The organism is Rhizobacter sp. Root1221, assembly GCF_001425785.1.
Lineage (GTDB): Bacteria > Pseudomonadota > Gammaproteobacteria > Burkholderiales > Burkholderiaceae_C > Rhizobacter.
This window is the reverse complement of sequence record NZ_LMDI01000008.1, coordinates 112898-126343: the sequence shown is the minus strand read 5'-3', so window position 1 is coordinate 126343 and position 13446 is coordinate 112898. Positions and strand designations below refer to the sequence as shown.

General features: G+C 67.7%; 16 protein-coding genes. 2 read left to right on the top strand and 14 right to left on the bottom strand.

The annotated features are described in order from the left end of the window. Positions 1 to 25 precede the first annotated feature (25 nt). A complete protein-coding gene (locus ASC87_RS07860) occupies positions 26 to 967 on the top strand; it encodes a substrate-binding domain-containing protein (RefSeq protein WP_056659268.1) in 942 nt (313 codons plus the stop codon). An 86-nt stretch (positions 968 to 1053) separates the two neighbouring features. Further along, positions 1054 to 1764 carry an ATP-binding cassette domain-containing protein gene (locus tag ASC87_RS07855; protein WP_235582097.1) on the top strand — a complete coding sequence of 237 codons (711 nt, stop codon included), beginning with the start codon at positions 1054 to 1056 and terminating at the stop codon, positions 1762 to 1764. 45 nt (positions 1765 to 1809) lie between these two features. Here the strand turns inward: ASC87_RS07855 and ASC87_RS07850 are convergent, their stop codons facing one another. The 14 genes from ASC87_RS07850 to ASC87_RS07785 all read right to left on the bottom strand — a co-directional run bounded on the left by ASC87_RS07850 (position 1810) and on the right by ASC87_RS07785 (position 13409). Next, positions 1810 to 2454: a hypothetical protein gene (locus ASC87_RS07850; RefSeq protein ID WP_056659262.1), complete on the bottom strand. Its 645-nt coding sequence runs from the start codon at positions 2452 to 2454 to the stop codon at positions 1810 to 1812. A gap of 23 nt (positions 2455 to 2477) precedes the next feature. Further along, the gene (locus ASC87_RS07845) at positions 2478 to 2702 is read right to left on the bottom strand and encodes a hypothetical protein (RefSeq protein WP_056659259.1); all 225 of its coding nucleotides are present in this window, start codon (positions 2700 to 2702) and stop codon (positions 2478 to 2480) included. Positions 2703 to 2908: 206 nt separating this feature from the next. After that, positions 2909 to 3643: an XRE family transcriptional regulator gene (locus tag ASC87_RS07840; protein WP_157603894.1), complete on the bottom strand. Its 735-nt coding sequence runs from the start codon at positions 3641 to 3643 to the stop codon at positions 2909 to 2911. Positions 3644 to 3740: 97 nt separating this feature from the next. Next, positions 3741 to 4496: a hypothetical protein gene (locus ASC87_RS07835; protein WP_056659254.1), complete on the bottom strand. Its 756-nt coding sequence runs from the start codon at positions 4494 to 4496 to the stop codon at positions 3741 to 3743. 50 nt (positions 4497 to 4546) lie between these two features. Beyond that, complete coding sequence (locus ASC87_RS07830; RefSeq protein WP_056659251.1) at positions 4547 to 5446, bottom strand: sugar phosphate isomerase/epimerase; 900 nt, start codon at positions 5444 to 5446, stop codon at positions 4547 to 4549. A gap of 11 nt (positions 5447 to 5457) precedes the next feature. After that, positions 5458 to 6309 (bottom strand): VOC family protein, encoded by an 852-nt coding sequence (locus ASC87_RS07825; RefSeq protein ID WP_056659248.1) that lies wholly within the window; start codon positions 6307 to 6309, stop codon positions 5458 to 5460. After that, positions 6306 to 6764 carry a type II 3-dehydroquinate dehydratase gene (aroQ, locus tag ASC87_RS07820; protein WP_056659245.1) on the bottom strand — a complete coding sequence of 153 codons (459 nt, stop codon included), beginning with the start codon at positions 6762 to 6764 and terminating at the stop codon, positions 6306 to 6308. Before aroQ ends, ASC87_RS07825 begins: the two co-directional genes overlap by 4 nt. Positions 6765 to 6788: 24 nt before the next feature. After that, positions 6789 to 7829 carry a Gfo/Idh/MocA family protein gene (locus ASC87_RS07815; protein WP_056659241.1) on the bottom strand — a complete coding sequence of 347 codons (1041 nt, stop codon included), beginning with the start codon at positions 7827 to 7829 and terminating at the stop codon, positions 6789 to 6791. 83 nt (positions 7830 to 7912) lie between these two features. After that, positions 7913 to 8674: an ABC transporter ATP-binding protein gene (locus ASC87_RS07810; protein WP_056659236.1), complete on the bottom strand. Its 762-nt coding sequence runs from the start codon at positions 8672 to 8674 to the stop codon at positions 7913 to 7915. Positions 8675 to 8678: 4 nt separating this feature from the next. Beyond that, positions 8679 to 9425, bottom strand: coding sequence for an ABC transporter ATP-binding protein (locus ASC87_RS07805; protein WP_056659233.1), 747 nt, complete (start codon positions 9423 to 9425; stop codon positions 8679 to 8681). Beyond that, entirely contained in the window at positions 9422 to 10411 is a 990-nt protein-coding gene (locus tag ASC87_RS07800; protein WP_056659230.1) for a branched-chain amino acid ABC transporter permease, read from the bottom strand. Before ASC87_RS07800 ends, ASC87_RS07805 begins: the two co-directional genes overlap by 4 nt. Positions 10412 to 10433: 22 nt before the next feature. After that, the gene (locus ASC87_RS07795; protein ID WP_056659227.1) at positions 10434 to 11309 is read right to left on the bottom strand and encodes a branched-chain amino acid ABC transporter permease; all 876 of its coding nucleotides are present in this window, start codon (positions 11307 to 11309) and stop codon (positions 10434 to 10436) included. A 77-nt stretch (positions 11310 to 11386) separates the two neighbouring features. Further along, entirely contained in the window at positions 11387 to 12520 is a 1134-nt protein-coding gene (locus ASC87_RS07790) for an ABC transporter substrate-binding protein (RefSeq protein WP_056659224.1), read from the bottom strand. Positions 12521 to 12557: 37 nt separating this feature from the next. Next, a complete protein-coding gene (locus ASC87_RS07785) occupies positions 12558 to 13409 on the bottom strand; it encodes a shikimate dehydrogenase (RefSeq protein WP_056659220.1) in 852 nt (283 codons plus the stop codon). Positions 13410 to 13446 lie beyond the last annotated feature (37 nt).

The window sequence follows — 13446 nt, the reverse complement described above, 5'->3', positions numbered from 1 at the left end:
ACAACGTCAACAAGAGGAGTCGAGCATGTTCGGACTGCGGAAAATCCTGGCCGTGGGCGCAGCGCTTTGTGCCATCGGGCAGCCCACCCAAGCCTTCGAGGTCGGCATCGTCGGCTTCCAGTTCTCGTCGGAAACCCATGCGCGCGTCGCGAACGCCGCGGCGGCGGCCGCCAAGGCCAGGGGCTGGGGCGTCACGCTGTTGAACTCGGAGGGCGCGCTGCCAAGGCATGCCGAGCAATTCGATGCGCTGATCGTCAAGAAGGTTGACGCGATCATCATCGTGATGGGCAAGCCGGTAGAAGCCGATGCACAGTTCAAGGCGGCCAAGGACAAAGGCATTCCGGTCGTCACGGTGATGTCGGGATCGAGCCCGCATGCGCTGTTTGACATCCAGGCCAACGAATACAAGGTCGGTGCCGAGGCTGCGCTCTACCTGCTCGGCCAGCTCGGCTACAAGGGCAACATCGTCAGCGCCCGCTTCGATCTCAACGTTGGCACGCGCATCCGCGGCAAGGTTCTCGACGACGTTCTGTCGGAGAACCAGGCGGTCAGGGAGATCGGCAAGTTTTCGATGTCGCGCACCCAGAGCTGGCGCGATGACGTGCGTGCCGGCATGCAGGCGCTCCTGCTTCAGAACCAAGGCAGGATCAACGGCGTCTGGGCCTCCTTCGACGGGCAGGCCTTCATCATCGACGACCTGCTCAAGGCGCAAGGTGTCAAGAAGGGCCAGATCCCATTGATCTCGGTCGACGGTGGCAAAGAGACCTACGCCCGGATCGCAGACCCGGAATCGACGCTCGTCGCCACGGTCTCGCTCCCCTTCGAAGAGATGGGCAAGCTGGCCGTCGACGCGATCCAGGCCATCGTGGTCGAAAAGAAGCCGAAGGAGACCATCACCAAGGGCCCCTACCTCTACAGGGACGCCGTGCTCGTCGACAGGACGAACGTGCAACAGTTCCTGAAGTAGGCCGCCCGGAAATGAGGATCGAAGCCGACGCGGTGCGCGCGCCCATTCTTTCACTGCGTGGCATCGGCAAGTGCTACGGCGCGGTGGTGGCCGTGCGTGGCGTCGATCTGGACATTCACCCTGGCGAGGTGGTCGCCATCTGCGGAGACAACGGTGCCGGCAAGTCAAGCCTGATCAAGGTCATGTCGGGGGCCGAGGACGCGACCGCGGGCGGCATGTCGCTGCGCGGCACGCCGGTGCGCTTTGCCTCGCCGCACGATGCATTGAACCAAGGCGTTGCCACCATCTACCAGGACCTGGCGCTGGCTCCGCGCCTGTCGATCGCTGCCAACGTCTTCATGGGCTCCGAACTGACACGGCCGCTGCTGCTGCCGTTCCTGCGCATCCTCGACAAGAAACGAATGCTCGCCGAGGCCAGAGGTTATCTGTCGCAGCTCTCGGTGACGATCGAGGACATGACGAGCCCGGTGGATCGGCTTTCCGGTGGGCAGCGGCAGGCGGTTGCCATCTCGCGGGCGCTGCGCTGGAAGGCCGAGATCATCATCATGGACGAACCCACCGCGGCGCTGGGCGTCAAGGAAACAGCGTTGGTGCTCGCACTCATCCGCAAGCTCAAGCAAGACGGGCGCACGGTGGTGCTCGTGAGCCACAGCATGCGCGATGTGGTTGCGCTGGCCGACCGCGTCGTCATCATGGGGGCGGGCCAGAAGCAGGTGGACCGGCCGATCGATGGGCTTGACGCCGACGACCTGACCCACCTCATCATGAGCGGCAGCGCGCGCCAATCGTCGCGATGACGCATGGCCGGGACGCACCGCTTCGTGGTGCGCCCAACGGCGGACTCAGCGATTCAACCGCACCAGGCGCACGGCGCGCACCAGGCCGGGGTACTTCTTGCCGCAGTCAAGCTGCTCGCCGGTGTCGAAACCCTGGCCCTTCGCGTGCGCCTCGGCGTACTGCGTGGATGACCAGTACCAGGTCTCCTCGAAGGCTTCGGGGCCGCCCGGCGCGAAAGCAGCGGCCTGCGTGACCTGCGGGAACTTGCGGGCGTAAGCGCCGCCGCCCGGCACGCTGGTGCCATTCGTGCCATCGATGCCGTCGGCGAAGTTGTCGGTGCGCGTGGGCTTGAAGTGCCGGTACGCCAGTTCGAGCACATCGCGCGCGGGGACCACCCAATCCGCATGGCCGGCGATGCGGAGGGCGCCGGCCCACGCGCCCAGCGGACTGCCGACGGCGGCCAGTGCACGGGTGTTGGCCGTGCTGTCGCCCAGGCTGCCGCAGCCGAGCACGAAGCAGGGGCGGGGCATCCAGGGCAAGCGGGTTTCGCCGAGGGCTTTTGGCGCCCACGCGATCGCAAGGATGGCCTCGCCGACGCGAACCCGCCCACCATAGTGACCGCCTGCGAAAGGCGCGCCGAGGGTGGGCGTGAGGAGGTTCGCTTCGGGTTGCGCCGCGGTGGCGATGGCCTCCAGAGACTGGTCATTCATGGGGCGGTTCCCGGGTTGATGGGTCAATGGGTTTTCGTGCCGTCCGGGTCGGGGGTGTCGTCGCGGGGGGCCTGCGGCCGGCAGGCATCGAGCGCGTCGCGCATGCCTGGTGTCAGCGGAAACCCCACCAGGTGCATCGCGCGGGGCGGGCAACGCTCCACGTGCCACCAGGCGGCGAGGCGTGCTTTCATGCGCAGCTGTTGCCGGGACTCTCGGGTGAGGTGGCGAAGGGTGGTCGAGGCGGTCATCAGGGCTCCTGGATAAGGGCGGGTGCGCAGGGAGCGACAAAGGCGCCGCAGCTGCGTTCACCGCCGAAACCAGGAATTTGCCTTCAGGTGCACACCTGTGTCAACACCTTGGGGTGCATGAATGGGGCAGATTGCGCGCACCCCCCTAAGTTCTCAGGGGGAAATCAGCGCTTCGGCGGGGCGTGCGGAGGTGGCGAGGGGGTGGGTCAGGCGCGGTCGCGCCACCACCGGCTGGCTTCGACGAGGCCGAACACGGCATGCACGTACGCGAGGTCCTCACGCTCCAGTGTTTGCTGGATGCCACCGGCGAGTCGTGTGACCGCCAGGGTGTCGGCACGCCGGAACAGCAGCTTCAGGATGGCCTTGCGCCCGTCCTTGAAGGACACCACGATGCGTTCGCCCGGGTGAGGTTCGGCGCCGGGGAGGACGATGAGGTACTGGCCGTTCTCGATGGCCGGGGCGAGGCTGTCGCCCTTCACGCGCAGTGCGTAGGCGGCGTTGCCGGTCAACGCCGGCACCCAGCCGTCGGCCTGGCGCCCGTCGAAGGGCAGTTGTTCGAAAAAGCCGTCGTCGGTCAACCGCGCCACGGCGGTTACCGGGGTGCCTGCGTCGCGGCCGGTGGAGATCGCGGCCTGCGCCGGCTGGCCTCCGCCGGAGGCGCCTTGCCCAGGGTAGGCGCTCGGCGGGGGTTCGGCAGCGTGGACGTCGAGGTTCGCGCGCTCGCGCGGGGTGTCCAGCCAAAGGGCCGGCAGGTTCAGGCGGTCTTCGATCTGGCGGGCAAGGCCCTCGCCGATGCGCTTGCGGCTCGGAGACGTCTCGTCCTTGAGCATGCGGGTGACGTAGGTCGGGGAAATACCGCTCGCGCGGGCAAAATCAGCCTGGTTGCCGTCAAACCGCTTCTCGATCAACTGCGCGAGCAGCGCGCGACGTATCTCGTACACGTTCATTACCCTAAGGTAACGCACGGGATTGACCTGGAGGGCTTGCCTTATGTAAACCTTTGGGTAAATATGGGTGCCCGCGAGTTCAGGCTGCTCTTCAGGCGGCCCGCCAGAGCGATCGAACGAGGTCATGCCCCATCGGATCCCGCATCTTCAGCCCTGCGCGGTCGAACGGCGCGTAGTCGATGCCCACGAAGTACGCCGCCGACACCTCGGCAAAATACTCGAGCGGGTTCTGGGCCGCGTACGCCGATGCAATGGTGGTCCCCTTCACCGAGGCGACGTCGCGGTAGAGCCCGCGGTCACGTGCGTTCTGCCATGCCTGCACCATCGGCGCATGGCGTTCCGGCCAATGCGTGAGGTGCCAGGCGTGGGCCAGCTCGTGCATCAGCGCCTTGCGCGACCACAGGGCGTTCAGGTACATCAGGTTGTCCGCGCTGTAGACCACGAGGGCGTGGTCCCAGCGGGGGTCGCGGCTCCGGCCGCGCTGGCCCTCACCGCGGCGCACGTAGCGCATGCCACTCGGGTCGCCGCCCAGCGGGGAAGGTGGCCCCCACATCAGGAACACCTTGAGGTCACCCAGCTCGCGCGGGACGTGTGCCGGCAACACGGCCAGCACGTCGCGCAACACGTCGGCCAGCTTGACGGCAGAGTTGCTGGCGAGGGTGCGGTCGGTCTCGTGCAGGCCGCGCTCCTGGTACAGCTCGAGCGCACCGGGCACCTTCACGTACTGGCGGCGCATGTCGGAGAAGTCGACGGCCGAATCGGCCGCAGCCCGTGCGGGCAGCCACGGCGCGAGCAGGCCGGTGGCGATCAGCGCACGCCGCTGCGCGAGGCTGGGAGCAGGAATCATGTGGGGCAGGCAAGGGCGGAGTGGCGAGCGTACTACGCCGGCCGCCCGGTTCACCCCACGCGGCGCAACCGCATCTGCCCCGGCAGCGGCACCGACCGCCGCAGCACCCCGTCCTGCAGCCACACCGCCGACTTCCACGCACGCTGCGCCACGGTGATGGGTGGCATCTGCTGGTAGTCGTCGTTGAACACCTCGAAGCTGTAGTCGCCGCGGTAGCCCAGTTTGTCGAGCGCGGTGACGAAACGGGCGAGCTGCTCGCTGTGCACGCCTTCACCCGGGAACACGCGGAAATGGCGGGCGGTGGTGATGCGTTCTTCCACCGAGCGGATTTCCTGCCACATGAAGTCGGCGAGTTGCACGAAGAAGATGCGGTCGGGATCGAGATCTTCCAGGTCCTCGAGCGGGGTGTTGGTGGCGAAGGTGTGGAACGAGTCGAGCGCGAGGCCGAGGTTCGGCGCGTCGGCGCGGCACACCAGGTCCCAGGCCTGCGGGAACTCGTTGACGGTGCGGCCCCACGACAGCCCCTCGAACGCCACCTTGATGCCCAGCGGCAGGGCCAGCATCGCGAGCTTGCGCAGGTCGCGCGCCATCGCATCGAGGTCGGTGGTGGCGTGGGTGGAGGTGGACGAACACACCAGCAGCAGCTTCGACCCCACCGCGCGGCACATCTCCAGCATCGACTTGGCCACGTCGATCTTGTAGTCGTGCAGGTGGCCGGACAGGCCCTCGAAGTCGCGCAGCACCTGGAAGCCGCTCACGCGCAGGCCGCTGTCGCGCACGAGTTTCGCGGCGGCCGCGAGGCCGCCGTCGTGACCCGCGATGTCGCGGGCCGACAGCATCACCTGCGAGAAGCCGCCTTCGCGGATCGCGGCGAGCTTGGTGGCGAGGGTGCCCGCGAGCGAGATGGTGTCCATGCCGAAGTCGGACACATCGATCGGAGGTTGGGTCATGGTGCGGGTCCTCATCGGGCGTCGTGCACGAGTTCGAACCACACGCCGCCAAGCCAGGTCTCGGTGATGGCGCCTCGGGCATCGGCCCCGGTGCCATGGGAGTCGACGAAGGTCACGCCCCGTTGCCGCAGCGCGGCCATGGCCGCGGGGATGTCGGCCGCGCCGATGCCCACCCGTTCGAACCGTTCGGGCGATTCGTCGTCCGGCAGGTCGGGCAGCGGTTCGATGAGTTGCACGAAGAACTTGCCACACGGGCTGCGAAGGATGCGCCCGGCGTGCAACACGCCGAAGTGCGTTTCCACGGGCGTCACGTCGAAGCCGAACAGCTCGCGGTAGAACTCGATCCAGTCGTCGATGCGGTCGAGCCCCACGTACTGCACCACGCCGAACCAGTGCATGCCGGCGAGCGCGGGCGGGCGCTGCTCCACCGTGGGCACGGGCACGAAGTCCACGTCGTAGATCGAGAACTCGTCGTACCGGTCCACGAAGTAGATGCGGCTGCTGCCCACGCCATGGATGGCGGGGATGTTGAGCTCCATCACCTCGACGTGGGTGGGCACGGCCCAGCCGCCCCGGGCGATCACGTGCTGGTAGGCACGGGCCGCATCGCGCACACGCAGTGCGATGGCCGAGATGCAGGGCGTCTCGCCCGGCGGCTCGTGGGCGTTCACGATGATGTTCATGTCGCCTTGGCGGTACAGCAGCACCTCGCGCGAACGGTGCCGGGCCACGGGCCGAAAGCCCATCAGCTCCAGCACCTGGCCCAGTGCCTGCGGCTTCGCCGTGGCGTACTCGATGAACTCGATGCCGTCGAGCTGCAGCGGGTTGGGCGACTCGACCAGGGCCTCGCGGGTGGCGCTCATGCCGGCCTCCCGAGCTTGCGCACCAGGCCCTCGATGGCGATCGCGTACCCCTCCACGCCAAACCCCACCACGATGCCGGCGGCGGCTGGCGAGATGTAGGAGTGGTGGCGGAACGCCTCGCGGGCATGCACGTTGGAGATGTGGGTCTCGATCACCGGCACCTCGGCCCCCTTGATCGCGTCGTGCAAGGCCACCGACGTGTGGGTGTAGGCCCCGGGGTTGAACACCACGCCGAGCACGTCGCCCGTCTTCACGCCGCGGCCCGCTTCCTGGAGGGCATCGATCAGCACGCCCTCGTGGTTGCTCTGGCGGAAGTCGATCTCGCAGCCGAGCTTGGCGGCGGTGTCGCGGCACAGCTGCTCCACGTCGGCCAGCGTGGCCGCGCCGTACACGCCGGGCTCGCGCTGGCCCAGCAAGTTCAGGTTGGGTCCGTTCAGGACGAGGATCTTGCGCATCGGTGGGTCTCCTTCGGGGGGTGATCAGCGTACGACGACCGCACGTTTCGTGCGTGCGGCCTCGGCAACGGCCAGCGTTGCCTGCAGTGTCTTTCGGGCCTCGGCAGCGGTCACGCGGGGCGTGGCTTCGCCGCGGATCACCTGGCAGAAGTGGGCGAGCTGGCGTTGCAGCGGGTCCACGTCGGGCAGGTGCAGGCGGCGGGTGCCGAGCGGGGCCCACCACGAGCGCTCGCCTGCGTACTGGCGCAGCCGCATCGTGGGCACCTCGAGCGACCCGTGGGTGCCGGCGATCACGTAGCAGTCCTCGTCGGCGTGGTGGTCGTAGCGCTTGTTCTCGCCCGCCGTCTGCTCCCAGCTTCGCGGGCTGGCAGCGCAGTCGGACAGCATGAACGTGCCGAGTGCCCCGTTGGCGAAACGCAGGTTGATGGCCACGGTGTCCTCCACCGGGTGGCCTCGGGTGGCGCGCGACGCGAAGGCCTGCACCTCGACGATGTCGCCCACCAGCGCGCGCAGGTTGTCGATCTCGTGCACGAGGTTGATCAGGATGGGGCCGCCACCCGGCTGGGCGCGCCACGGGCCGTCGGTGAAGTAGCTGTCGGGCTTGACGAACGTGGCGCTCGCCGTGACCGCCACCAACTGCCCCAGCGCACCGCTGCGCACGGTGTCCACCGCCTGCTCGAGGATCGCGCTGTGGCGGCGGTGGTGGCCCACGAGCACCGGCACCTGGGTGCGATCGGCGGCCTCGACCAGGCGCTGCGCGTCGTCCAGCGTGTCGGCGACGGGTTTCTCGACGAGCACCGGCACACCGGCGGCCAGGCAGAGCAGGGCACCCGGCACGTGCAGCGCGTTCGGCGTGGCGAGGATGACGCCGTCGGGACGTTCCTTCTCGAGCAGTTCGGCCAGGCCGGTGTACAGCGGCACGCCGGACTCGGCCGCGAGGGCGGCCGCGTCGGGCGAGGGATCGGCGTAGGCCGCGAGCGTGCAGTCGCCGGACTCGCGGATGCGCTGCGCGTGCGCCCGGCCGATCAGGCCGGCGCCGGCAATGGCAATGCGCAAGGGGGTCATGACAATCCTTCGGGTCATCGGCGGGCAGCGCTCCGCCCATTCCGCCTGCGGCGGGTCGGTCTCGAACCAGGCGGCGCCGCGGGTCAGCCCGAGGCGGTCTCCGGTGCGGTGGGGGCGGGGGCGGCATGTGCCCCGCCGAGGAACAGGCGTTCGATGTTCGGGTCGGCCAGCAGTTCGTCGGCACGCTTGTGCAACACGAGGCGGCCGGACTCGAGCGCGATGGCCTCGTCGGCCATCTTCAGCGCGCTCTTCACGTTCTGCTCCACCATCAGCACGGTGGTGCCCTGTTCGGCGAGGCGGCGCAGCAGCTTGAACACGTCGGCCACCACCATGGGGCTCAGGCCGATGGACGGTTCGTCGATGAGGATGACCTTCGGGCGCAACAACAGGGCGCGGCCCACTTCCAGCTGCTTTTGCTCGCCGCCCGAAAGGGATGAGGCGGCGCTGTGCAGGCGTTCCTTCACGCGTGGGAACAGGTCCAGCACCTCGGGGATGCGCTCGCGGCAGGTTTTCATGCCGAGCGTGATGCCGCCGAGTTCCAGGTTCTCCATCACCGACAGCTGGCCGAAGAGGTTGCGTCCCTGCGGCACGAAGGCCACGCCGTGATGCACCAGCAGGTCCTTCGCGGTGGCGCCGGTGATGTCCTTGCCTTCGAGGCGCACCGAACCCTGGCGCACCTTCAGCATGCCGAAGAGCGTCTTGAGCACGGTGGACTTGCCGGCGCCGTTCGGGCCGAGCAGCAGCGTGATCTTGCCGTGCTTGGCCTTGAACGACAGGTTGTTGAGGATCATGAAGTCGCCGTAGCCGGCAACCACGTCGTCGAATTCGATGGCGATCTGGTCCATGGCGTCAGTTCCCCAGGTAGGCATCGAGCACTTGCTTGTTGGCGCGGATCTCCGCGGGCGTTCCGATGGCCATCACCGTGCCCTCCACCATGACCATGATCCGGTGGCACAGGTCCATCACGAAGTCCATGTTGTGCTCGATCACGATGAAGCTGCCCGAGTGGCTCTTGTTGAGTTCCTTCAGCAGCGTGCTGATGCCCCCCACGAGGCTCGGGTTCACACCCGCGCACGGCTCGTCGAGCAGCACGAGGGCGGGTTCGCTCATGAACGCCATCGCGATGTCCACGAGCTTTTGCTGCCCGTAGCTGAGCTCGCCCGCCTTCTTGTGCGCCACGTGCTGGATGCGGAACTGCTCGATCAGCGCGTCGGCCTTGGCGCCGAGGCCCGAGTCGGTGGGGGCGAACATGCGCCCGAACATCGAGCCCTGGTGTTCCTGCGCGGCCACGATCAGGTTGTCGCGCACGGTCATCTTGCCGAACACCTGCAGCGTCTGGAACGTGCGGCCCACGCCGCGCCGGTTCAGCTCGAGCGGGGAGAGCCCGGTGATGTCACGCCCGTTGAGTTCGATGGCCCCGGCATTGGGCTTGATCTGCCCGAGCACGCTGTTGAACATCGTGGTCTTGCCCGACCCGTTGGGGCCGATCACCCCGAAGATCTCGCCGGGATTCACCTCGAACGACACGCCGGCCACCGCCTGGATCGCGCCGTAGGCCTTCTTCAGGCCCGTCACTTTCAGCAGCGGCGCGCTCATGGCTGCACCCCCACCGCACGGGCGGAGGTGGCACGCGCGGCCGACGCTTCACGCGCCTGGCGCCGCGCCTTGATGCGGTCGGGGATGCTCAGCAACCCGTCGGGCAGCCACAGCATCAGCACGATGACCAGCGTGCCGAACACAAAGAGGTACCAGGCCTGCGCGAACCGCAGCCACTCGGGCAGCAGCACGCCCACGGCCGCACCGATCACCGGGCCGAAGAAGTAGCCCGGGCCGCCCACCACCACCATCAGGTACATCATGATCGACGTGCCCACGGCAAACGGCGCTGGTTCGATGAACTGCACCAGGTGCGCGAACAGCGCTCCCGCCACGCCGGCATACGCCGCGCCGATCGCGAAGGCCAGCAGCGTGTACGACTGCACGTTGATCCCGAGGCTTTCCGCGCGGATCGGGTTGTCGCGCAGCGCGGTGAAGGCCTTGCCCCAGGGCGACCTCAGCAGGCCCCACAGCAGGCCGGCCAGCAGCACCGTCATGCCGAGGACGAAGTAGTAGTACGACAGGTTCTTCTCGAGGCTCAGGCCCAGCAGGCCGGGGCGGCCGAACGAGCTGATGTCGATGCCGAACGTGCCGCCGGTGAGCCATTCCTCGTTGCGCATGACGAGCCACACCGCGGTGTTGAAGCCGAGCGTCGCGAACGCGAGGTAGATCGTCTGCACACGCAGCGCCGGGAACCCGAGGCCGATGCCCACCACGAAGCAACCGATCGCGGCGAGTGGCAGGCCCAGCCAGAAGCTGATGCCGGCCTTGGCCAGGACGGCGACGGTGTACGCGCCGAGGCCGAAGAAGGCGGCGTGGCCGAGGGATTTCTGCCCGGCGTAGCCGACCGTCAGGTTCAGGCCCATCGTCGCGATGACGAAGACGAGCCAGTAGCTGATGAGGTAGATGCCGTAGTTCTTCAGGAAGGGCGGTACGGCCAGCAGCAGCACGAGGCCGGCGATGCCGATGAGGGTGGTGCGGTTCATGGGGTGTCTCGCAAAAACGTTGTCAGACCTTGCGCTCGACCGTCTTGCCCAGCAGCCCCTGGGGCTTGAACAGGATCACGAGCATGAAGATCACGAGCGCGACGGCGTCCTTGTAGGCCGGCGAGATGTAGGCGGCCGCGAGGTTCTCGCAGACGCCGACGATCAGGCCGCCGAGCAGTGCGCCACGGCTGTTGTTGAAGCCGCCGATGATCGCGGCGAAAAACGCCTTCATGCCGAGCGGCTCGCCCATGTCGAACTTGGCGAGGTAGGTGGGTGTGACCAGCAGCGCCGCGGCACACGCCAGCAGCGCGTTGATGGCGAAGGTGTAGAAGATCATGCGCGGCACGTTGATGCCGAGCACGGTGGCGCTGTCGGTGTTCTGGGCCACGGCCTGCATGGCGCGGCCGGTCACCGTCTTGGCGAGGAAGGCCTGGGTGCCCACCACCAGCACGAGGGCGGCGAGCAGGGTGCCCACGTCGGCCAGCGTGATGGTCACGCCGGCGATGTTGAAGAGCTTGTCGGCGAAGAGGCTCGGGAAAGGGTGGGCCTCGGCGCTGTAGCCGGCGCGGATGCCGTTGCGCATCGCGATGGCCAGGCCGATGGTGGCAACGACGATGGGCATCATCCCGAAGCGGAGCAGGGGGTCGGCGATGCCACGCTTGAAGCCCCAGCCCAGCACCACCACGGCCAGCGCGCAGGTGACGATGAAGCTGGCCCACAGCGGGAACCCCAGCATGGAAAACGCCAGCATCATGAACGCGGGCAGCATCACGAACTCGCCCTGGGCGAAGTTGATGGTGCCGGACGCCTGCCACAGCAGCGTGAAGCCGAGGGCCGCGAGCGCATAGATGCCTCCGGTCGCCAGGCCTGAAAAGAACAGTTGGAGGAAGTCGGTCATCTTGCACTCGGAAAAGGAGGGCCAGGCCGCCGCGGGCGCGAAGCCGCGGCGGGGCCGTTTGCGGAGAACCCTGCGGGTTACTTCTTCGTCAGCGCCGGCAGCACTTCCTTCACTTCCTGCTTGCCGCCCTTCACCTCGATGATGAAGCTCTCGCGGTCGAGGTCGCCGTTGTTGTCGATGGACACGTCCATGATCACGCCCGGGTCCTTCGCGGCACTGATGTGCAGGCCGTGCAGGGCCTTGGCCACGGCGATGCGGTCGAGCTTGCCGGCCTTCTCGATGCCGGCCTTCAGGATGTAGACGCCGGTGTAGCCCTTGATGCCGTTGTGGTCCGAGACGTAGTTGTATTGCTTCTCGAACTTGGCGCGGAACGCGCGCATGGTGGGCAGCGGGGCGTCAACCGTGAGGCCCACGTGGGCGAGGGCGCCGTTGGCTGCCTCGCCCGCGAGGTCGATCACCTTCTGACCGGTGAGGGTGGTTTCGCCCACGATGGGCTTGGTCCAGCCCTGCTTGCGCAGTTCGCGCAGCGCACGCGCCGATTCTTCCTCGTTCGAGTACACGAACACGGCATCGGCGCCGCTCTGCTTGGCCTTCAGGATCGGGGCGGAGAAGTCCACCTGGCCCGACTCGGTGGAGATGTCGGCGGCCACCTTGATGCCGGCGTCGGCGGCGGCCTTGTTGAAGGCGTCGCGGCCGCCCTTGCCGAAGTCGTTGTTGACGTAGATCACCGCGACGCTCTTGGCCTTCAGGTTGGCTGCGAGGTAACGCGCCAGCTTGGGCATCGACGTGGTCTGCGTGAAGCTCGTGCGGAACACGTAGGGGTTGCCCTGCTGCGTGATGGCCGAGGCTTCGGCGCCAGTGAAGTTGGGCACCTCGGCGCGGCGCGTCTCCGACATGCTGACGATCATGGAGCCCGAGAACGTGGGGCCGAACACGGCGAACACGCCGTCGTCCACGGCCTTGGTGGCCAGGCCCTTGGCCACGCCCGGGTTCGACTGGGTGTCGTTGACCGTGGCCTCGATCTTCTTGCCGAGGATGCCCCCGGCCGCGTTGATCTCCTTGATGGCCAGGTCGACACCATTCTTGAAGTTGGTGCCGGCGGTGGCGCCGGTGCCGGACAGCTCCTGGATCACGGCGATCTTGATCTGCGCTTGGGCGGCGCCTGCGGCCAGGGCGCAAGCGATGAGGGCGGCCAGTTTGATCTTTTTCATGAGGGTCTGCTCAGTGGTCAGGGGGAGGAATCCGGCATCACGCCTGCGTGAACAGGGCACGGACGCCGGTGGGGTCGGCTTGCACCGTCTTTGCGATGTGGTCGAAGCCGAAGAAGGAAAGGTATTCGGGCACCTGCTGCACCATCATCTCGAAGCCCGGATGGGCGTCAATGCCCCGTTCGCGGCATGCGCGCACGAGGGGCGTGGGCTGGTTCTTCATCAGGATGTCGACCACGGCGGTGCCGGGGTCGAGGCGGGTCACGTCGAACGGCAGGGGGTCGCCGATCTTGAGGCCCAGCGGGGTGGCATGGGCGACGAGGTCGTAGCCGGCGGGGTCGGCGCTCGTGGCCGAGACCACGTCCACACCGAACTCGGCGCGCAACCGGTCGGCCACGGCGTCGGTGCGGCCCGGCGTGGCGTCGAACAGCGCCACGCGACGGGCACCCTGTTGTGCGAGCGACGCGGCAATGGCCACGCCGCCGCCGCCCACACCCACGACCAGCGCATTGCGGCCCTGGACCGGGATGCCGAAGGTGCCAAGCGCCTTCGTGAAGCCCACGCCGTCGAACAGGGCGCCTTCGATGGTGCCGTCGGCGTTGCGGCGCACCGCGTTGACGGCCCCGGCCGCGCGGCCGAGCGTGTCGCAGTGGTCGAGCACCGCCGTGATGCCGGTCTTGTGGGGGATGGCAACCCACAAGCCGTCGATGTTGCCGGCCTTGAACACCTGGCGCACGAAATCGCCGAGATCTTCTGCCTTGACCTGGGCCGGCACCAGCACGGCATCGACGCCGTGTTGTGCGAAGAGGTGGTTGAAGGCTTCGGGCGCACGCACCTGGGCCACCGGGTCTCCGAGGATCAGGAACACGCGGGTGGTGCCGGAAATCTTCATGGTCGAATAGTTTTCAAGTGTGCGACGGGTGAACCTT